This window comes from Tautonia plasticadhaerens (genome assembly GCF_007752535.1).
GTDB lineage: Bacteria > Planctomycetota > Planctomycetia > Isosphaerales > Isosphaeraceae > Tautonia > Tautonia plasticadhaerens.
The window spans coordinates 4,896,003-4,916,151 of record NZ_CP036426.1; the positions used below are offsets into that span (position 1 = coordinate 4,896,003).

General features: G+C 74.1%; 15 protein-coding genes and 1 pseudogene. 13 read left to right on the top strand and 3 right to left on the bottom strand.

The features are described from left to right. Positions 1–30: 30 nt before the first annotated feature. A complete protein-coding gene (locus tag ElP_RS19605; RefSeq protein ID WP_145272146.1) occupies positions 31–1,014 on the bottom strand; it encodes a hypothetical protein in 984 nt (327 codons plus the stop codon). A 239-nt stretch (positions 1,015–1,253) separates the two neighbouring features. Here ElP_RS19605 and ElP_RS19610 point away from each other — a divergent pair, with 239 nt between their 5' ends. The 12 genes and pseudogenes from ElP_RS19610 to ElP_RS19670 all read left to right on the top strand — a co-directional run bounded on the left by ElP_RS19610 (position 1,254) and on the right by ElP_RS19670 (position 13,732). Beyond that, entirely contained in the window at positions 1,254–1,493 is a 240-nt protein-coding gene (locus tag ElP_RS19610) for a ferredoxin (RefSeq protein ID WP_145272149.1), read from the top strand. Positions 1,494–1,530: 37 nt separating this feature from the next. Continuing rightward, positions 1,531–2,295 (top strand): phytanoyl-CoA dioxygenase family protein, encoded by a 765-nt coding sequence (locus ElP_RS19615; RefSeq protein WP_145272151.1) that lies wholly within the window; start codon positions 1,531–1,533, stop codon positions 2,293–2,295. Between the two features lie 39 nt (positions 2,296–2,334). After that, entirely contained in the window at positions 2,335–3,177 is an 843-nt protein-coding gene (gene dapF / locus ElP_RS19620; protein ID WP_145272153.1) for a diaminopimelate epimerase, read from the top strand. 121 nt (positions 3,178–3,298) lie between these two features. Further along, a complete protein-coding gene (gene bioD / locus ElP_RS19625; protein WP_145272154.1) occupies positions 3,299–4,078 on the top strand; it encodes a dethiobiotin synthase in 780 nt (259 codons plus the stop codon). A gap of 69 nt (positions 4,079–4,147) precedes the next feature. Then, on the top strand, positions 4,148–5,182 hold the full coding sequence (locus ElP_RS19630; RefSeq protein WP_145272157.1) for a hypothetical protein: 1,035 nt from the start codon (positions 4,148–4,150) through the stop codon (positions 5,180–5,182). Positions 5,183–5,628: 446 nt separating this feature from the next. Next, positions 5,629–6,756 carry a prenyltransferase/squalene oxidase repeat-containing protein gene (locus tag ElP_RS19635; RefSeq protein WP_145272159.1) on the top strand — a complete coding sequence of 376 codons (1,128 nt, stop codon included), beginning with the start codon at positions 5,629–5,631 and terminating at the stop codon, positions 6,754–6,756. Between the two features lie 8 nt (positions 6,757–6,764). Then, positions 6,765–7,076 carry a hypothetical protein gene (locus ElP_RS19640; RefSeq protein ID WP_145272161.1) on the top strand — a complete coding sequence of 104 codons (312 nt, stop codon included), beginning with the start codon at positions 6,765–6,767 and terminating at the stop codon, positions 7,074–7,076. A 147-nt stretch (positions 7,077–7,223) separates the two neighbouring features. Further along, positions 7,224–7,717, top strand: a pseudogene (locus ElP_RS38365) (ISAzo13-like element transposase-related protein). A 181-nt stretch (positions 7,718–7,898) separates the two neighbouring features. Continuing rightward, the gene (glgA, locus tag ElP_RS19655) at positions 7,899–9,389 is read left to right on the top strand and encodes a glycogen synthase GlgA (protein WP_145272165.1); all 1,491 of its coding nucleotides are present in this window, start codon (positions 7,899–7,901) and stop codon (positions 9,387–9,389) included. A 181-nt stretch (positions 9,390–9,570) separates the two neighbouring features. Then, positions 9,571–10,350: a hypothetical protein gene (locus tag ElP_RS19660; RefSeq protein WP_145272167.1), complete on the top strand. Its 780-nt coding sequence runs from the start codon at positions 9,571–9,573 to the stop codon at positions 10,348–10,350. 204 nt (positions 10,351–10,554) lie between these two features. Beyond that, complete coding sequence (locus tag ElP_RS19665) at positions 10,555–12,789, top strand: alpha-amylase/4-alpha-glucanotransferase domain-containing protein (RefSeq protein ID WP_145272169.1); 2,235 nt, start codon at positions 10,555–10,557, stop codon at positions 12,787–12,789. A 1-nt stretch (position 12,790) separates the two neighbouring features. Continuing rightward, complete coding sequence (locus ElP_RS19670; RefSeq protein WP_145272171.1) at positions 12,791–13,732, top strand: DUF58 domain-containing protein; 942 nt, start codon at positions 12,791–12,793, stop codon at positions 13,730–13,732. A gap of 466 nt (positions 13,733–14,198) precedes the next feature. On the opposite strand, the gene ElP_RS19675 is transcribed toward ElP_RS19670, so the two are convergent. Next, positions 14,199–15,302, bottom strand: coding sequence for an endonuclease/exonuclease/phosphatase family protein (locus tag ElP_RS19675; RefSeq protein ID WP_145272173.1), 1,104 nt, complete (start codon positions 15,300–15,302; stop codon positions 14,199–14,201). A gap of 87 nt (positions 15,303–15,389) precedes the next feature. Then, complete coding sequence (locus ElP_RS19680; RefSeq protein WP_145272175.1) at positions 15,390–16,667, bottom strand: hypothetical protein; 1,278 nt, start codon at positions 16,665–16,667, stop codon at positions 15,390–15,392. Between the two features lie 548 nt (positions 16,668–17,215). Between ElP_RS19680 and ElP_RS19685 the strand changes: the two genes are divergently transcribed. Next, positions 17,216–19,975, top strand: a complete 2,760-nt coding sequence (locus tag ElP_RS19685) for a serine/threonine-protein kinase (protein WP_145272177.1) — start codon at positions 17,216–17,218, stop codon at positions 19,973–19,975. Positions 19,976–20,149 lie beyond the last annotated feature (174 nt).

Consider the following 20,149-nt stretch of genomic DNA (forward strand, 5'->3'; position numbering starts at 1 on the left):
GCGGGACCGGGCCCGTCGGCATGGGGTCGTTCACCGGCCGCGTCGATCGCGGCGGATGCCCTGGATGAGGTCGAGGATCCGATCCGCCGTGTCGAACACCTCGTCGATCAGGTCCCCCTCGACCTCGACCTCGACCTCGAAGTCTTCGTCCAGCTCGTCCCGGAGGGGCAGGCCCCGGTCGCCGCCGAAGTCCTCGTCGATGCCCCGGATGAGGTCGAGGATCCGATCCGCGGTGTCGACGACGTCCTCAAGCTCGATCCCATAATCGTGTTCGTCCGAGTCGCCCCCGACTCGGACGCCCGGCTCGATCCGGGCCTCGTCCCGGTCGGCCTCGGGCCCCGGGTCGCCTTCCTGGCCGCGGAGGACCCGGCCGAGCTGGAACTCGGCCTCGACGAGCTGGGCCCGGGACTCGGCGAGCTGGGCCTGGGCGTCGGCGAGGGCCATGCGGCCCTCGAACCCCTCCCCCGCCGACGCGACGCCGCTCGCCATGGCACGATCCAGCTCCTCGATCCGCTGCCGACAGGCGTCGAGCCGCATCTCGGCCGCCTCCAGTCGGGAGCGGGCGGCCTCGACCCGGGCCTCGGCCACCCGGGCCTGGTCGGGGGCGTCGAGCCGCCCGGGCCTGGGGCCATCACGGGGCTCGTCCGCCTCCCCGGGCCCGGCCGCCGGATGGTCGGCCTGGGCGCGGGCGGCCTCCCGGAGCTGATCGGCCTCGACCTCGGCCCGGGCCAGCTTCTCGATCAGTTCGAGGATCACCTGCTCCCGATCGGCCAGGCGTTCCTCGGCCTGTCGACGGACCTCACGTTCCTGGTCGAGGAGCCGTCGAAGCTCCCGGAACTGCTCCGGGAGCCCGGGCTCGCTTCCGGTCCTGCTCGACCCTTCGGGCCGGTCCCCGCCCTCCTGCTCGGGGGGGGGCTCGATGGCCACCCGGGCCCCGGCCGGGGCGGGGAGGGCGAGGAGCAGGGCGATCAGGCTCGCCCCGGTCATGGCGGAACGGGTGATGCGCGGTGACATGGCGGTCTCCTCCCCGGGTCGGGGCGCGTCGGCCGGTCCTGCTCCCCCGCGAGGGCAGGTTCGCCCGACCGCGTCGCCGATTATACCCGTCGCCGGGTGCGACCGCATGGATGAATCCGGGGGCCGTCCCCCGCCCTCAGGGAGACGATCTCCGGGATCGTCGCTAGAATGGAGCGGCGCTTGGGCGCTTGAACGCCAGATCAGACCGGAACGCTTTGGACCCAGCCCCTCCCAGAGTCATGGCCGACCCGACCCACAAGGTGCCCGAGAACGCCCCGGGACGCTATTACGTCGACGACACCTGCATCGACTGCGAGCTGTGCCGGGAGCTTGCCATCGGCAATTTCCTCCGATGGGACCAGAACCGCTACTCCTTCGTCGCGCGGCAGCCTGAGGGACCCGAGGAGGAGTCGGCCTGCCGTTCCGCGATGGAGGAGTGTCCCGTTGAGGCCATCGGCTGCGACGGCGGCGACGACTGAGCCGGCCCCCTCCCCTCGGTTTTCCGAACCCCTCGCCATGCCGACCGTCCCTGACGACCTCGCCGATCGGATCGACCGCGACGGCTTCGCCGTGGTCCCCGGGGTGCTCGACGATGCCGAGGTCGACGCGCTGATCGCCGCCGTCGGCCGGGCCGAGTTCGAGGCGACCCGGCTGGCCGACCCCGCCTCGCTCCGCCGGGGCAAGAGCGTCTACGGCCTCCGGGATCTGCTCGGCCGGGTCCCGGAAGTCCGGATCCTGGCCGCATCTCCCGAGATCCGGGGCCTGGTCGAGCCGGTGCTCGGTCCCGGGGCGTTCGCCGTCCGGGGGCTCTGGTTCGACAAGACGGCCGGGGCCAACTGGAACCTCCCCTGGCACCGGGATCTGACCGTCGCCGCCCGGGCCCGGGTCGACGCCCCCGGCTTCTCCTGCTGGACGGCCAAGGCCGGGATCCCGCACGCCTTGGCCCCCCCCGAGGTGCTCGACGCGATGCTCACCATCCGCCTGCACCTCGACCCCGCCGGGCCCGACAACGGCCCCCTGCGGGTGCTGCCCGGCTCGCACCGGCTCGACGGCCGGGACCCGGGCGAGGTCGCCCCCTGGAGGGCCCGGGTCCGGCCGGTCGAGTGCGCGGTCGATCGCGGGGGGGCGGTCCTGATGCGGCCGATGCTGCTGCACGCCTCGAACTCGGCGAGGTCCCCCCGGCATCGCCGGGTCGTGCACCTGGAGTTCGCCTCGGCGCCGCTGCCGGGGGGCGTCGAATGGTATGATGAGGTCCGCCCCGGGCACGGCCCCGGCCTCTGACGCCGCCCAGCCGCCCGACCCCGAGAGGACGATGGCCCCATGCCGCTCCGCTTCACCAAGATGCACGGCCTCGGCAACGACTACGTGTATGTGAACCTGTTCGACCAGATCCTCCCCGGCGACCCCGGCCCGCTGGCGGCGGCGATGAGCGACCGGCACCTCGGCGTCGGCTCCGACGGCCTGATCCTCATCGGCCCCTCCGACCGGGCCGACGCGAGGATGCGCATGTTCAACCTCGACGGCTCCGAGGGGGAGATGTGCGGCAACGGCATCCGGTGCGTGGCCAAGTACGTACACGACCACGGCATCGCCCGCAAGGACCGGGTGACGATCGAGACCGGCCGGGGCGTGCTGACGCTGGACCTGGAGGTCGAGGGGGGGAAGGCGCATCGGGTCCGGGTCGACATGGGGACGCCGATCCTCCGGTCGGCCGAGATCCCGACCACGTTGCCCGGCGATCCCCCGGTCGACGTGCCGTTCGAGGTCGGCGGGCTGGAGCTGCGGCAGACGGCCGTCTCGATGGGCAACCCGCACGCGGTCGCCTTCGTCGACGACGTGACCGCCTTCCCCCTGGAGGCGATCGGCCCGAAGTGGGAGCACCACCCGGCGTATCCGAGGCGGGTGAACGCCCACGTCGTCCAGGTGATCGGCCCGGGTGAGGTCCGCATGAGGACCTGGGAGCGGGGCTCGGGGATCACCCAGGCCTGCGGCACCGGGGCCTGCGCCGTCTGCGTGGCGGGGGTCCTGACGGGCAGGACCGGCTGGAAGATCGTCGCCCACCTCCCCGGCGGCGACCTGGAGCTGGAGTGGCCCGCCGACGACGCCCCCGTCTTCATGACCGGCCCGGCCACCGAGGTCTTCTCCGGGGAATGGCCCGACTGACGATGGATCCGGGACGCCGGGCGGCGCCAACGGCGGGCCCTCCCGCATCGATCCCGCCGACCGGCGCGAGGCACCCGCCCCCGGGAGCCGGGTCCGTCGAGACCCTGAAGGACGATCGCCGATGGCAGGGCTTCGAGGGCTGTTCGTGACCGGGACCGACACCGGGGTCGGCAAGACGAGGGTGGCCTCGGCCATCGCCTCGGCGCTCTCGGCGTCGGGCGTCCGGGTCGGGGTGCTCAAGCCGGCGGCGACGGGGGCCGAGCGGGTCGACGGCGCGTGGCGGTCGGGGGACGCCGAGGCCCTGATCGCCGCCATCGGCCGGGACGTGCCGATCGACCGCGTCGCCCCGATCCTCCTGGAGGCGCCGCTCGCCCCCCCGGTGGCGGCCCGACTGGCGGGGGCCCCGCTGGGGTTCCCCCGGGTCCTGGAGTCGAGCCGATCGGCGATCGGCTGGTGGGCCGGGCCGGGGGGCGCGGAGCTGATGGTGGTCGAGGGGGTCGGCGGCCTGCTCTGCCCGATGGCCGAGGGGGCGACGGTGGCGGATCTGGCCGTCGCCCTGGATTTCCCCCTGGTCGTGGTGGCCCGTCGCGGCCTGGGGACGTTGAACCACACGCTGCTGACCGTCGAGGCCGCCCGGGGCCGGGGGCTCCGGCTGGCGGGGGTCGTGCTCAACGGCTCGGAGCCGACGGCCGACCCGCTCGCCGAGCGGACCAACCCGGCCGAGCTGTCCCGGTGGCTCGGCGAGGTCCCGCTACTGGCCGACTTGCCCTTCTCGCCAGACCTGGCCGCTTTGCGTGCGGGCATGTCCGACCTAGACTGGTATGGGAGGGCCGCCCCCTCCCGCCTCGTCGTCGCCGAGGACCGGGCGATCGACCGTGAGCCCACCCCCCCGGGACGTTGAGGCTGCCCGAAAGACGGACGACCGATCCCCGGGGACGACGACCGCCCCGGGGGGGAGGACCTACTCCCGATGACCGGACAGACCACCTGCCCCCATTGCGGATCGATCCTGGACCCGACCCGGGATCGCGACCCCCGCGCCCCCGAAGGCCGGGAAGACCGCCTACCCGCCGGCCCGCCCGCCCCGGGGTCGTTTCCCCCCCCGGACGGCGGGGAGCCTGGGGGGGCGTCCGTCGGGGCGTCGGTGGCCCTCCTGGGCATCGACCTGGAACGCCCGACGACCTCGGCACGGCCGATCGAGGGCCGCCCGAGGGGCGGGGACGTTGCCGCCGGCCGCCCCCTCCCGGACGACGAGGACGACGAGCCGGGGGAGCATGGCTCGGCCTGGCCGGTCGCGCTGCTGGCCGGCTACGCCAGCGCCATGACCCTCGCCTGCGCCTGGCTCTGGTGGACCGGCCACCGGGGCGGTGACGAGTCCCCCAGGCCCCCGAGATCCGCCGCCCCGGCCGCCCCCGAGGCCCCCGTCGAGGGCCCCGGCCCCCTGGCCGGCGAGTCGGGCCTCGTCGAGCCCCCCGAGTCGGTCGCCGAGGGCTGCCGGGTCGGCCTGGGCGACACCCTCCGGCTCGACGCGCTGGAGCTGACCCCTCTGGGCGTCTCGGTCGGCCGGGTCGAGCTGCAGCGGACCCGGGTCGACGGCCGGGCCGAGCGTCGGCCCGGCGGCGACCGGGCGATGCACCTGCGGGTCCGGCTCCGGAACGCCTCCGACTCCCTGGTCTTCGCCCCGATCGACGCGTCCCTCGTCCGGGAGCCCGACCGCCGTCTGCCCGAGACCTTCGTCGAGGACGCTTCCGGGGGCCGGGTCTACGCCTACCGCCTCCCCGTCTCCAGCGAGTGGGGCATCCTCGGACAGGAGTTCCGGGACCTCCGACCCGGGGAGGTGCTGGAGACGACCATCGTCAGCGACACCGACGCCCCGTCCCGGCTCGACGGCCCCCTCACCTGGCGCCTCCGGGTCCGCATCGACCCGGAGACGACCGCCGTGGTCGGCGTCTCGTTCGAGGCCCCCCGGGCCGAGCCGAAACGGGGGTCGGACCGGGACGAGTGATCCGCGACGGGCCGCTCGGGGGCCGGGGCAGCGCCGCTCGGGAGACGAAGGTCCGTCGGGCGGGGGCGATCCGGCCCAGCCGGGCCGGATCGCCCCCGCCCTTCCCGCCCGGTCAAGGTCTCGGGTCGATTGCCTCGGGAATCGGGGCCGGGGCCCCGCGTTCCCGGATGGGTCCGGTCGGCGAAGGAACCCCGACTCGAGAACTCCCCGATCCTCCGTGCGAATCGAATCGCCCTGGCAAGGGCAATCGATCCCAGGGATGTCGCATGCGGGCCGCTCGATGTGTGGAGTGTCTCGATTGACGAGGCGAACGGGCTGATCGATTCTAGGGGCTTGCAGGCCCGGACGGCTGGATCCCTGGCCGCAATACCGCGAGGGGAGAGCGGGCCGGAGATTCGTGAACGGCATGTCGCCCAAACTGGTGGCGGCGGAAAGGGATTCGCGTCGTGTCGCCGATCCTTGTCACTCAACAAGGGGATCGCTCCATGGGTCGCACATCAGGGTTCGCGGCGGTCCTTCTGGTGTTTTGCCTCTCACGACTGGCCCCTGCCGACGAACCGGCGTCGAATCCCCCGGCAGGTCCCCAGCAGGCCCAGCAGGCGGTCGATCGTGCCATCGGATACCTGCAGTCTGAGAGTGCCGCCTGGTGGAACACGCGAGGATGCGCCGCCTGCCATCACCTGCCGATGCCGCTTTGGGCGCTGAGCGAAGCCGAACGGCAGGGGTACGCGATCGACGAGCAGTTCGTGGCGGAGACCACCGAGTCCTTGCTGGGCAGCAGGGACGCGTTGATGGCCTCGAAACTCTTCCCCAATCCGGCTGACCCGCCCGACCCGCGCCCGCAGGGTCGAGGTCTGAACATGGGGCTCCCGTTCCTGGCCGTCGCGGCGCGTTCGATGCCCTCGACGGGCGAGGGGCAGGAGCAAAGCCTGAAGCTGATCGCGGAGGAGATCGTCAAGAAGCAGCAACCGGACGGCTCGTGGGAGTTCTTCGCCACCCTCAGGCGACCGCCGATCAACGAGAGCCAGGTCACCGACGCCGCCTGGATCATCATGGCCTTGCAGGGGGAGACGGGACCCGACGCGCCGAGATCTCATCGCGAGGCCCTGTCGAGGGCGATCGCCTGGTTCGACGCCGCAACGTCCTCCGACCTCCATCAGGAGAAGGTCCTGAGGCTACTCGTGGCGATTCGCTCCGGTAAGCCCCGCGACACGATGCAAACCGCCACCGAAGAATTGCTCGCCCTGCAGCGCGACGACGGCGGCTGGAGCCAGACCGTCCCTGAATCGAAGAGCGACGCATTCGCGACCGGCCAGACGTTGTATGTGTTGTCGCTCGCCGGATTCGGGGCCGAGCGACCCGAGATCAAACGAGCCATGGACTTCCTGGTCGCCACGCAATTGCCGGACGGAAGTTGGCCGATGATTTCTCGATCATCCCCCGATGGCTCGCCGGGGAGTTCGAAACTCCTGACGCCGATCACCTGCGCCGCCAGTTCCTGGGCCACGCTCGGCCTGGCAAGGCTCGCGCCGAAGAGGCCCCAGGATTGCAGCCTGCCCGCGACGTCACCTTGAGAACCAGTTTGAGCCGTCGGGGAAGTCGAATACATTACCCCGACACGGACGCCCGCACGCCCGACGCCCGCTCATTGAAGTACAACGCCGAGATCGAGCACTCGATGCGGATGCTTCACGCCTCGCTCTCGGAGGAGGACCGCAGGCGGGATGCGGCCATCGAGGCCGCCAAGCTCGGCCATGGGGGCACCGAGTCCATCTCCACCCTGCTGGGCTGCGACCCCAAGACCTTCCGCCAGGGCCAGCACGACCCGGATCACCTCATCGATGGACTCGACGGGCGGGTCCGTGAAATCGGGGCGGCCCGAAGCGGTGCATAGGCACCATCCCTCACCTGGGGGAGAACTCCCTGCAGGTGCCGCGGGACCGCACGGCGGGCGACCCGATGCGGCACGAGGTCCGGTGGACCGACTTGAACGTAAGAGCAGATCGCCGGTCATCTATCCGAGGCGGGCACGCCGGTCAGCATGCCCGTGGTCGAGCAACTGCTCCGCAAGCACGGCCATGTCAGGTGCAAGGCTCAGAAGTCGAAGGCGATGGGCGGCCATGCCGACCGGGACGAGCAGTTCGAGGACATCGCCCGGCTCGAGCGGGAGTCCCTCGGGTCGGCCAACCCGATGGTGAGCATGGAGACCAGGAAGGGGGAGTTGATCGGCAACGTCTACCGGGCCGGTCGCCTCGCGACCCGGGGGGGCATCGAGACGTTCGACCACGACTTCCCCAGCCTCGTCGAGGGCGTGGTCATTCCCACGGACGGGACGACGTGAGGCGGGACGACCGCCACGTGAACCCTGGGATCGGCCACGACACCGGCGAGTTCGCCTGCGACGGCATCGAGCGTTGGTGGGAAGGTCGGGGCCGTGCGCTCTATCCTGGGGCGACCTCGATCCTGCTACGATGTGACGTCTTCGACGAGATCCTGCCGAGGTGGAACTCCAGGGTGGTCCCGAACCGGTCGTGATCTCGGGAAGGTATGAATTTGACGTTCCCAAGCCGGTCGGGTGGGCCGTCGATGCCCGGGGCCCGACCGGGGACGATCCCCCGAGCGACCCGGGGGCGGCCCGGCGGGGGCGACCGCCCCCGGCCGAGTCTCGCACCATCCCGACGGGCCCGTCGCCGTGCCAGTGACCGAGCGATCGCCGATGAAGGTCCTGATCCTGTCCGCGGAGGTCGAGCCGTTCGCAAAGACCGGCGGCCTTGCCGACGTCGCCGCCGCGTTGCCGAGGGCGCTACGCGACCTGGGCCACCAGGCGGCCGTGATCATGCCCGCCTATCGCAGGGCGCTCGAGGCCGGGCCGCCGATCCGGGACCTCGGGGTGGTCGTCCGGGCCCCGGGAGGCCCTCGGGGGGGCGAGGGGAGGATCCTGGCCTCCACCCTCCCCCACTGCGACGTGCCGGTCTACCTGATCGACCGCCCCCCGTACTTCGACCGTCGGGGGCTGTACGGCGAGGACGGCCTGGACTACCCCGACAACTGCGAGCGGTTCGTCTTCTTCCAGCGGGCCGCCCTGGAAGCCGCCCGGATCCTGGACCTGCGGCCCGACGTCGTCCACTGCAACGACTGGCAGACCGGGCTGGTGCCGGTGTACCTCGACGAGTCCTACCGCCGCCTCCCCGGCTCGACGTTCCGGGCGGTCGGCACCCTGATGACGATTCACAACCTCGCCTATCAGGGCTCATTCTGGCACCTGGACCTGCCGCTGACGGGCCTCGACTGGTCGCTGTTCACCCTGGACAAGCTGGAGGCCTACGGCCGGCTGAACTTCCTGAAGGCCGGGCTCGTGTACGCCGACCTGATCAGTACCGTGAGCCCCACCTACGCCCGGGAGATCCAGACGCCCGAGGGAGGCCGGGGGCTCGACGGCCTGCTCCGGGGCCGGCGGGACGCGCTGCGGGGGATCGTCAACGGCATCGACCTGACCGCCTGGAACCCGGCCATCGACCCCCACCTGGCCGCCCGGTACACCCCGCGGACCTGGCCCGCCGGCAAGGCGGCAAACAAGGCCGAACTCCAGCGTCTGGCCGGGCTCCCCGAGCGTCCCGAGGTCGCCCTGCTGGCGGCGATCGGCCGGCTCGACCCCCAGAAGGGATGGGACCTGATCATCGAGGCCGCCCCGGGCCTGCTGGGGCGGGACGTCCAGCTCGTCGTCCTCGGCACCGGGGAGCCCCGGATCGAGCGGGCGTTGCAGGCGCTCTCGGCCCGGCACCCCGACCGGCTCCGCGCCTTCCTCGAATTCAGCGGCCCGATGGCCCACCGGATCGAGGCCGGGGCGGATCTGTTCCTGATGCCGAGCCTCTACGAGCCCTGCGGGCTGAACCAGCTCTACAGCCTCGCCTACGGCACCGTGCCGATCGTCCGGGCCACCGGCGGCCTGGTCGACACGGTGGTCGACGCCACCCCGGAGGCGCTGCTCGACGGCTCGGCCACCGGAATCTCCTTCCTGCCGGCGACGGCCGATGCGCTGCTCGGGGCCGTCGACCGCGCCCTCGCCCTGAAGGCCGACCCGGCCACCTGGTCCCGCCTGGTCGGGGCCGGGATGAGGGCCGACTGGACCTGGCACCGCAGCGCCGAGGCGTACGTCGCCCTCTATGACGAGGCCCGCCGCCGCCGCTCCGGCCCCCCCCCCGGCTGACGCCCTCCCGAGTCCCAGGTATTCTTTTTGCAACGGCCGCCGGTTTGTGTCACCGTATTTGCAGTGTCTCGTAATCGGAAGTGACGCGGTGTGACCCCGCTCAATTCCCGGGCCGCGTCTTCCCCGACGGCCACGGCCGTTCCTCACCATCTGTCGAGACCCCCCGCCAGGGACGTGTTCGATGAAGGTACGTAGAATCATCCCCCGCCCCGCGTTCGTCCTGGCCCTGACCCTCGGGGCCTCGGCGTCGATCGTCGGGCCGTCGTCGGCCGACACCGTGCGAGGCGGCCTGGTGCGCGAGGACGGCATGAACGCCGTGCGCTACGCCGGCGACACCTGGACGATCCATGACCTGATCGGCCGCCGGGAGCTCGCCCCCGCCCGGTTCGACGAGCACCACGAGCGGCTCGGCTACGGCCTCCGCATGGGGCTCGACGGGTTGCAGGCCCGTCGGTCCCTCAACCCGACCCGGTTCGACTTCTACCACCCGTTCCTCGGCTACCTCGTCGCCGACCCCGACCCGGATCTGGACCTGGTCCTGGACCCGACGGGGTCGGGGATCGACACCCTGGGCGGGCCGGATCTGCCGCCGGACGCGGTCCTCGGCGGCGGCCCGTCGGCCCCGCAGGTCCCCCAGCCGCCGTCCCCGCTGGGTCCCCCGGATGCCGTCATCCCCGGGGAGCCCGGGCCCGGCGGGCCGGGCCTCCCCCCCGTCTCCGCCGAGGGGCCGACGCTGCCCCCCCCGCCGTCCTCCCCCCAGCAGCCGTCGGCCCCCAACTCGGCCCCCCCGCCTGGGGGGGATACGGGCGGCCCGACGGCCCCGCCGCCCCCCATCTCGACGGCCGCGGTCCCCGAGCCCTCGGGCCTGCTGCTGTCGGCCTTCGGCCTGATCGGCCTGGTCGGGGCGATGACCTGGAGGCACCTCCGAGGCCCCCGACCGTGCGGATTGGCGAGGGCCTGACGGCGATCCCGAGCCGGGCTCCCCGGGATCGCCCGGGGAATCGGGCCGGTCGCCATTGGAGAATCGACCCGTCCGACCGATAATGGCGGGGGCCGGCCGGTCCCGCGACCGGCCGGATCGCCTCGGCTAGCGCGCCGAGCCGGATCGACCCTCCCCGGCCCGCCGAGACGTCGGGCCTTCCCCTCGCCCGGGACCAGCCGCACCATGTCGCGCGTCCGCCTGATCCTCGCGTTGCACGACCATCAGCCGGTCGGCAACTTCGACTCCGTGTTCCAGGACGCCTACCGCGACAGCTACCTCCCGTTCCTGGAGCTGATGGAGCAGTATCCCGAGCTGCCCTTCAGCCTGCACACCTCCGGCCCCCTGATGGAATGGCTGGTGGCCAACCGGCCGGAGTACGTGGAGCGGCTCCGGGCGATGGTCTCCGCCGGGAGGGTGGAGATCCTCGGCGGCGGCTTCTACGAGCCGATCCTGACGATGATCCCCCACCGCGACCGGGTTGGTCAAATTCAGACCTATTCGGAGTACCTGGGGCGGGTGCTCGGCCAGCCGATCCGGGGGGCCTGGGTCGCCGAGCGGGTCTGGGAGCAGCACCTGGCCTCCGCCCTGGTCGAGGCCGGGATCGAGTTCACGGTGCTCGACGACTTCCACTTCCAGCGGGCCGGGGCCGCCTCCGACGACCTCTTCGGCTACTACCTGACCGAGGACGAGGGGAACCTGCTGAAGGTCTTCCCCAACAGCGAGCGGATGCGCTACCTCGTCCCCTGGCAGGAGCCGCACGACGCCTACGAGTACCTCCGCCAGCTGGCCCAGGCCCGGCCCGGGGCCGTGGTCGTCTGCGCCGACGACGGCGAGAAGTTCGGCGGCTGGCCCGAGACCCACGAGCACATCTTCGCCAAGGGCTGGCTCCGTCGCTTCTGCGACATGCTCATGGCCAACCGGGACTGGCTGGAGCCGACCTCCTTCGCCGCCGTCGTCGACTCGACCGTCCCGCTGGGCAAGGTCTACCTGCCCGACTGCTCCTACCGGGAGATGACCGAGTGGGTCCTGCCCGCCGGCCAGCTCTCGGCCTACGAGGAGGCCGTCAAGCGGTCCGAGGGGGAGGCGGCCGTCAACCACGTCCGCCCGTTCCTCCGGGCGGGGGGCTTCTGGAGGAACTTCAAGAACAAGTACGCCGAGACGGACGAGATGTACGCCCGGATGCTGGAGATCTCCCGGCGACTCGACCGCCTGGAGGAAGGGGGCGAGGCCGACGCCGAGGCCCTCGACGACGCCCGACGGGAACTCTACCGGGGCCAGTGCAACTGCCCCTACTGGCATGGCGCCTTCGGCGGCCTCTATCTCCCCCACCTCCGGAACGCCATCTACAAGCACCTGATCGCCAGCCATGACGACCTGGACCGGGCCGAGGGGAAGCTCGGCCCCCGGGTCTCGCTGGAGGTGGCCGACTTCAACCTCGACGCCCGGCTGGAGGCGAAGCTGGAGAACGACCGCCTCGTCGCCTTCGTCCGCCCGGCCTCCGGGGGGCACGTCTACGAGCTGGACGTCCGACGGGCCGGGGTCAACGTGCTGGCGACCCTGGACCGTCGCCCCGAGTCGTACCACGGCGCCATCGCCTCGGCCGCCCTCGCCGGGCCGTCCGTCGAGGTCCAGGAAGGACCCTCGAACCTGCACGACCGGGTGATCCTCAAGCAGGAGGGGATGGACAAGCTCCTGGTCTACGACCGCTCCCCCCGCAAGGCCCTGGTCGACCACTTCTTCCCGATGGACGTGTCGTTGGAGGACCTCCGCGCCTGCCGGGTGATCGAGCGGGGGGATTTCGCCTCGGGCACCTACCTGTCGAAGGCCCACCGCGAGGACGGCCGGGTCGCCCTGATGATGGAGCGGCAGGGCCAGGCCGACGGCCACCTGATCCGGATCCACAAGACGATCGCCATGGAGACGGGCCGCCCGGGGCTGGAAGTCGTCTACATCCTGGAGGACCTGCCCGTCGGCCGGCCGGTGCACTTCGGGGTGGAGCTGAACCTGGCCTCGATGGCCGGGCACGCCGAGGACCGCTTCCTCTCCGACCCGCACGGCCACCGCCTCGGCCTGCTCGACGCCCCGCTGGACCTGCCCCACTCCGAGGGGCTGGACCTGACCGACGAATGGCTGAACCTGGGCGTCTCGCTCCGCTGGTCGGTCCCCTGCTCCCTCTGGACCTTCCCGGTCGAGACGGCGAGCCAGTCCGAGGGAGGGTTCGAGGGGATCTACCAGAGCACGGCGGTGATCCCCCACTGGCGGATCACCGCCGACGAGCACCGCCGCTGGACCGTCCGGATCTCCTGGGCGCTGGACCTGGCCCGGCCCGAGCCGCAGGCCGAGTCCGGGCCCGACGGCCCCGCTCGCCAGTCCCAGCGTCCTGCCCCCCGAGTCGCCGACGCCCCGACGGTCCGCTGACATGAGATTCCTCCCCCTCCGGCGACGCCCCCGGCCCGAGCCACCCCCGCCCCCGGAGGTCGACCCCGCGGCGATCGTCCGGAGGGCCCGCCGGCTCCGGTTCCGGGTCCGGCCGACGGCGGTGGCCCAGCTGGCGGGGGCGTACCACGGGGCCCGGCCGGGCACTGGACTGACCTTCGCCGAGCTGAGGGCGTACGAGCCGGGGGACGACGTCCGGCACCTGGACTGGAACGTGACCGCCCGCCAGGGCCGGCCGTTCGTCCGGCGGTACGTGGAGGAGCGGTCGCTGAGCCTCTGGCTGATCGTGGACGTCTCGGCCAGCCTCCGGTTCGGGCCCGACGGCCGGTCGAAGGCCGACCGGGCCGCCCAGGCGGCGGCGCTGCTGGCGGCCTCGGCGATCCAGAATGGGGATCGGGCCGCCCTGACCCTGGTGAGCGACCGGGTCGAGGCCGAGCTGCCCCCCGGGGGCGGGCCGAGGCACCTGGCCCGTCTGCTCCGGATGCTGGTGGCCTCCCCCGCCGGTTCCCGGAAGTCGTCGCTGACGGCGGCCGTCGGCCGGCCCGGGAGGTTCGCCCGCAGGGGGCTGGTGGTGGTCGTCGGCGACTTCCTCTCGGCCGAGCCGGTCGGCCCCTGGAGGCGGGTCGCCCGGCGGGGGGAGCTGGTGGCGATCCGGGTGCTCGACCCGAGGGAGGAGCACCTGCCCGGGGCCGGGGTCCTCGCCCTGGAGGACGCCGAGACGGGCCGCCGGAGGCTGGTGGACACCTCCCCCGGGAGGCTCCGGGCGGCCTACGCCCGCGTGGCCGAGGCCCGCCGGAAGTCGTTCCGGGCCTGGTGCGAGGCCACGGGGGCCGAGGGCCTGGAACTCTCCACCGAGGACGACCCGCTCGGCCCCCTGCTCCGGCTCTTCCGGGGGCGGGCCGCCCGACGGACGGGCCCCCGATGACCCGGCAAGACCCCGGAGGGCCGACCCCCGGCCCGGCCGACCCGCTCCCCCTGCTCCCCCCCCGGCCGAACCTGGGGCCGGAACCCTGGCGGGACCTCGACGGGGCGGACCCCTGGGCGATCTCGGCGGCGGTCCTCCTGCTGGCCTCGGTGGCGGTGATCGGCGCCCGGGTCATCGCCCGTCGGCGGGGGAGGGCCGCCTCGGTGCCGGCCCCGGCCCCCGGCCCGGCCGGCCCGTCGGCCCCGGGCTCGCGGGCCGACCGGCTGGTGGCCCGGGCCGAGGCGATCCGGGAGGCGATCATCGCCCACCTCGGCCCGTCCTGGGCGGCCCGGACCACCGAGGAGATCGCCGACTCCCCGGAGCTGGCCTCCCGGATCGGCCCGGACCGCGCGGCCCGGGTCGTCGCGCTGCTGGCCGAGGCCGACCGGGCCAAGTTCGCCGGGGAGGTCCCCCCCGGGCTCGGGGATCAGGGGGGGGACGACGCCGAGGCCGATCGCTGGGCCGCCGAGGTCGTCCGGGCCCTGGCCCGGCCGGCACCGAGGCCCTCGCCGGCCCCGGCCCCGGCGGGGGCGAGCTCGACCAGCAGCGGCCGGTGATCCGAGCCGATCGGCGGGCCGAGGCGGCGGTCGACCACGGCCAGTCCCGGCGAGACGAAGGCGTGGTCGATCGGGATCCGGTACGGCAGGTCGACCGGCCAGCTCGGCTGACGGCCGAAGCCGAGGCGGCTGTCCCTCAGCCGGGAGGCCCGCAGGAAGTCGGCGAAGGTGGGGGAGCCGTCGGTGCGGTTCATGTCGCCGACGACCAGCGTCGGGCCCGGCCTCCGGGCGATCATGCGGGCCAGCTCCAGGAACTCGGCCCGCCCCCGGCCCCGGCCGTCGCCGCCGATCGGGCTGGGTGGGTGCAGGATCCAGAGGTGGGTCGGCTCGCCGCCGAACTCCAGGGTCGCCACCAGGGCGGGGTTGCCGTCCCCCAGCGGCCGGACGACCGCCGGGGCGGGGGATTCCAGGATCGGGCGGGTCGAGTAGAGGGCGACCCCCCGGGCCCCGCCCGGGACCTCGATGCGGTGCGGGTGGGAGGCCCGGAGCGGCCCCATCGCCCGCCGCCACCGGGCGCTGAACTCGACGAGGGCGACCACGTCGGGCCGCTCCCGGCGGATGAGGTCGAGGAGCGCGCGATGGTCGTCATTGGTGGCCAGGACGTTGGCCATCAGGACCTTAAGCCGGGGGGTGCCCCCCGGGCCGGGGGCGACCGGGTTGCCCGAGAGGTCGTACCGCAGGACCGCCGCCGCCTGGGAGACGGCCAGGGCGGCCAGGGCGGCCGCGGCCCAGCGGTTCTTGCCCAGGGTGCCCATCGCCACCGCCCCGAGGATCGAGGCGGCCAGGGCCGGGACCTGGAAGTGCGTCAGCAGGTCGGCCTTCCAGTCGGCGCGGGCCAGCAGCCGGGCAGTCGGGTGGACCAGGGCCGGCAGGGCCGCCGCCACCGCGAGCGGCAGCCCCCGGCGCATCCGGCGGGGGGGCCGGGGCGGGGCGGGTCCGGGCGTCGTCATCGGGCCGGGGTCGGCGATGGCCACGAGGCGGTCCTCGGTCGGGGATGGGCCGTCGGGGTGCGATGCCTCGGCGTGATCCGGGCCGGGGCCCGTCTCGGGTCCCGTTCAAGTTTACTCGACGGCGGCCCGGGGGACGGCGAACGGCATCGGGATTCCTTGCACGTCCGGATCCGGCCCGAGCGGGAATCCGACGGCCGACGCCGGGGCGTGTCGGGGTCCGGCCGGGCCTCGGGAAGGCCCGAAATCCGGCCCGGTGCGCTCCGGGGAGGCCGGGGTCGGCGCCGGGGGCTCGTTCCGCAGGGCGTGAACACCGTTCGGCTTGCGGCGATCGAGTGTCGGCTCGGGGGCCGTCCGGGGCGGCTCGTTTCGGTGAGCGGCGGCGGCCGGAGACGCGGGGGGCTCGGGGGCGGAATGAGGGGGCTCGGGGCCCCGGGCCGGGGCCGGCGGGGTCGGCCCGGGCTCGGACCGGCGTCGGGGGGAGTGGGCCCGACGCCACTGGCGGTCGTCGTCCTTGCTCCGCTCGACCCGGATCCGCATCACCTGGTTGAGCCCCCGGACCATCTCCGAGAACGCCTCCCGGCGATAACGCTGGCGGAGCTGCCCCTCCTTGCTCGTGTCCACCCGGCCGGTCCGGGCCGCGGCCTCCCCCTCCGGGCCGTACTGCTCGTGCCAGAGCCGCTCCCGGAGCGCCTCCAGGCGGTCGAACTCCCGGGCGATCAGGCCCCGCAAGGCCGACCGGGCGGCGACGGGGTCGGTGGGCAGGCGGTCGACCGTGCGGCCGAGGGTGGGCAGGCCGCAGGCGGCGAGCATGAGGTGGTAGAAGGCGCGGGCGGCCGGGTCGCCGTCGAGGCCGGGGGCGTCGGGGGAATAGCCGCGCAGGGTCATGGCCAGGTCCTGGTCGCGGGGGTGCCAGCCCAGGCCCTGGGCCAGCCGGGCGTCCAGGCGGGACCAGTGCCGCTGCAGCCACTCACAGCCGAAGGAGCAGGACTGCAGGTCGGCCGTGACGTTGACCGGGTCGGCCCGCAGGTCCTGGGCCTTGCGGCGGGCGGCGTGCTGCTTGCGGCGGGCCCAGCGGCGGACGGCGTCGCGGGAGGCGTCCTCGAGGGCGGCGTCCTCGGCGACCCGGCAGCGTTCGAAGCGGGCGAAGGCGGCGGCGGAGGCGCGGATCAGGGCCCCCTCGGCCTCGACCTCGGGGCGGAGTTCGTCGGCCCAGCGGTCGGCGAAGCCCTGCATGGCGGCGGCCTCGGCCTCGGAGTCGGGCAGCGCGGCGGTCAGGCCGTGGAGTCGGGCGTTGTGCCGGCTCCGCAGGCGGCTGGAGGGGGAGCGGTCCCGGGCGTTGGTGTGCGAGGGGCCGGGGCCGGGCGGGGGGGCGACATCGTCGGCGCTCATGGGTGCGTCCTCTGGAGGCGGCCGGATCGGGGGATGCCGGGCCGGTCGGGCCCCGGCCCTCGACGTCGAGGGGGCCCGGGGACCGCCGATCACATGCCTAAATCATCGTGTCGGGAGGCGATTTCAGTCACAAAAACCCCCGGACGGGCACACGTCCCCGCCCGGGGGCCCGGGGCCCGGCCCGAGGGGAGGCGGACCGGCCCCCCTCGGGGCCGACGGGACGGGTGAGGATCCCTGCGAATCCCGATCGCCCTGGGGGGCCGGACGGGCCGGGATCGGGACGGGGGGCGCGCGGTCCGAGGCGCGGGCCGAGCGGTGACCTAGGGTTGGGTGTCTCCGGTCTGGGGGCCGCGGCGAGGGAGTGGGGCGTCGGGGAGGAGCCCGTCGCGTCGCCGGGAAGGGCCCGTGGCGTCGGGTTGCGACGGACCGGAGCGCGGGGCTAGAATTGGGGGCAAGATAACGTGGCAGAATTAGCGTTGACGGCCCTCTCGACCGCGCCCTCCCCTGGCACGCTCACGTCTTGCGGGCGCCCGGAACCGACCCGAGCCATGGCGATCGACCCGCGGACGTCTCGATTCTGGCAGGAGACGCTGCGTGGTGGGCTGCTGGACGAGGCGGCGCTGCGGAATTGCTGGGAGGCGATCCCGGAGGAGAAGCGCGAGGCCGAGGCGATCGACCGCCGGATGGCCCGCCAGGCGATCTCGGCCGGGTACCTGACGCTGTGGCAGGCGCAGCAGGCGCTGGCCGGGCGGGCCTCGGCGTTGCGGATCGGCAAGTATGTGGCCCTGGATATCATCGGCCGGGGCGGCATGGGGCTGGTCTTCCTGGCGAAGGACACCCGGCTGAGGCGTCGGGTGGCGATCAAGGTGCTCTCCCGGGAGCGGATGAGCAGCCCGAGGGCCCTGGCCCGGTTCGAGCGCGAGGCGAAGGTCGGGGCCCAGTTGCAGCACGACAACCTCGTGCGGATCTACGACGAGGGCGAGGCGAAGGACCTGCGCTACCTGGTGATGGAGTACATCGAGGGGCGCAACGTCGGGCAGATCCTGGGGGAGGTGGGCCGGCTGCCGCCCTCGCTGGCGGCGTCGATCGTCCGCCAGGTGGCGATGGGGCTGGAGCACGCCCGGCACAAGGGGCTGATCCACCGGGACGTGAACCCGCAGAACATCCTGGTGACCTTCGACGGGGTGGCGAAGCTGGCCGACCTCGGCCTGGCGATCGACCTGGGGGACCCGGACGACGTGGTCACCCGGGACGGGGCGACGGTGGGCACCTTCGACTACATCAGCCCGGAGCAGGCGAGGCACCCCAGGTCGGTGGACACGAGGAGCGACCTGTACTCGCTCGGCTGCACGCTCTATCACATGATCACCGGGCGGGTGCCGTTCGCGGCGGCGAGCCTGCCGGAGAAGCTCTACGCCCACCAGCTGCAGAACCCGGACCCCCCGTCGTCGCTGGTGCCCGGGGTGCCGCCGGCGCTGGACGCGATCGTGATGCGGCTGATGGCCAAGTCGCCCGACGACCGCTTCCCCAACCCCCAGGCGCTGGCCGAGGCGCTGGCCCCGTTCGCCCAGGGGGCCGCGGCGGTGGCGGCGATCCTCCGGCCCCACGAGGAGCGGGACGAGGAGCGGGGCCCGGCCCCGTCGCAGGTGGCCCCCGGCCCCCCGGACGACGGCTCCGACCCTAACGGGTTCCAGCTCGGCCCGGAGCACGAGTACGCCAACCTGCCGCCGACCCGGACCGCCTCGGCCATGAGGCCCGAGCCCCGGACCGAGGCCTCCGCCGTGGCCGATCCCCCGCGGTCGGACTCCGACCCGGGGGTCGGCGGCGGCCCCCCGGCCACCGAGCCGGAGCCGGAGCCGGAGCCGGGCCCGAGGCGGCCGGCCGGGCCCGGCGGGCTGGGGCTGCCGATCGACCTGGGCCCCGAGCCCTCGCTGGTCGAGGCCCTGGGCTCCTCCCGGAGCCGGTCCCGGTCGTCGGTGTCGAAGGCCGACAGCGGCTCGAACTCCGCCGAACGGGCCCGGCTGTCGGCCCCCACCGCCCCCCCGCCGCCGGGCTGGTCGGGCCGGCACCGGCGGGCGGCCCTGGTCGCGGCGGCCGTGGCGCTGGCGCTGGGCCTGGGGACGGTGCTCTCCCGGTTCGTCGGGCCCGGCGGGGGGGCGAGCGCGGTCCCCTCGGGGGGGGAGACGGGCGACGGGCCGGCGGCCGACGCCCCGGCCGAGTCCGGGGCGGCCCCGGCCTTCAGCGTCGGCCGGGCGGACGGCTCGGGTCTGATCGGGGCGGGCAGCTTCCAGGACGCCCTCTCGCTGGCGCCGAACAACGGCGGCACGGTCTACCTGGCCGACGGGGGGGGGCCGTTCCGGGTCGACGCCGGGACCCCGGCCTTCGTGGCGCCGAGGTCGCCGATCGTCATCCGGCCCCGGCCCGGGGGGCGGGCGACGATCACCGTCGAGCTGGGGGGCCGGGAGCCCTGGCTGAGGCAGACCGAGGGGAGCCTGACGCTGCAGGATCTGACGGTGCTCGTCCGCCACGAGGGCCCGCCGGGGGACCGGCCCCCGCTGGTCGAGGCGAACGGGCCGCTGACGCTGCGGCGGTGCACCTTCTCGGCCGATCCGGCCCCCGGGGGGATCTCCCGGGCGGCCCGGGCGACCTCCAGCACGACGATCGACGGCTGCCTCTTCAGCGGGTTCGGGCGGCCGATCGACCTGGTCGCCTACGGGACGCTGACGCATGAGGTCCGCAACTGCATCTTCGCCTGGACCCGGGGGGACGGGCTCAGGCCGGGCTGGGCGGTCCGGGTCGTCGCGCGGGTGGCCGGCCAGGCCGGGTCGGCCCGGCTGACCATCCAGGGCTGCTCGGTGCTGGGGGGGGCCGGGCTGGTGGACGCCGAGGCGCTGATGGCCGACCGGCCGCTGGAGATCCGGGTCGCCTCCTCGGCGATCCAGGCCGACCACCTGCTCCGCTGGTCCCCCCCGGTATCGGACGCCTCCTTCCCGTCCGGCCTGCGGTGGACCGGCTCGGGCAACCGCTACGCGATCCGGCAGACGGCCTGGGTCGTCTCCTCGACCGAGGACCCGGGGGCGCCGGAGTGGTCGCCGACCGATCGGGAGTCCTGGGTCGGCGCGTTGGGGAACTCGGGGACCGACGACTCGGTGCAGGCCGACGTCCGACTGGCGGACGCCTCGGCGATGCAGTCCGGATCGCTCCATGCCCCCCGGTTCGCCGCCCGATCCGAGGGGGAGCCCGTCGGCGCCGACCCGAGCCTGGTCGGCCCCACCCCCCTGCCCCCCCCGGTCCCCGCCGGGGAGTGATCCGGGATCGACCGGATCGGATCGATCGCCCTCGGGCGAGGACGGGCCCCGGGGAGGAGCCGGCCTCCCGGGCGTGGCGGCATGAGATCGAGATCGGGGCGTCGCCGACTTCGGCCCGGCCGGCGGTCGGGGGTCCCTGGCTCGTCGGGCCGGGGGACGGACGAGACGAGGCCG

Coding starts and splice junctions, on each gene's coding strand:
- ElP_RS19605 (WP_145272146.1), bottom strand. CDS start 1,014: ATGTCACCGCGCATCACCCGTTCCGCCATGACCGGGGCGAGCCTGATC.
- ElP_RS19610 (WP_145272149.1), top strand. CDS start 1,254: ATGGCCGACCCGACCCACAAGGTGCCCGAGAACGCCCCGGGACGCTAT.
- ElP_RS19615 (WP_145272151.1), top strand. CDS start 1,531: ATGCCGACCGTCCCTGACGACCTCGCCGATCGGATCGACCGCGACGGC.
- dapF (WP_145272153.1), top strand. CDS start 2,335: ATGCCGCTCCGCTTCACCAAGATGCACGGCCTCGGCAACGACTACGTG.
- bioD (WP_145272154.1), top strand. CDS start 3,299: ATGGCAGGGCTTCGAGGGCTGTTCGTGACCGGGACCGACACCGGGGTC.
- ElP_RS19630 (WP_145272157.1), top strand. CDS start 4,148: ATGACCGGACAGACCACCTGCCCCCATTGCGGATCGATCCTGGACCCG.
- glgA (WP_145272165.1), top strand. CDS start 7,899: ATGAAGGTCCTGATCCTGTCCGCGGAGGTCGAGCCGTTCGCAAAGACC.
- ElP_RS19660 (WP_145272167.1), top strand. CDS start 9,571: ATGAAGGTACGTAGAATCATCCCCCGCCCCGCGTTCGTCCTGGCCCTG.
- ElP_RS19665 (WP_145272169.1), top strand. CDS start 10,555: ATGTCGCGCGTCCGCCTGATCCTCGCGTTGCACGACCATCAGCCGGTC.
- ElP_RS19670 (WP_145272171.1), top strand. CDS start 12,791: ATGAGATTCCTCCCCCTCCGGCGACGCCCCCGGCCCGAGCCACCCCCG.
- ElP_RS19680 (WP_145272175.1), bottom strand. CDS start 16,667: ATGAGCGCCGACGATGTCGCCCCCCCGCCCGGCCCCGGCCCCTCGCAC.
- ElP_RS19685 (WP_145272177.1), top strand. CDS start 17,216: ATGGCGATCGACCCGCGGACGTCTCGATTCTGGCAGGAGACGCTGCGT.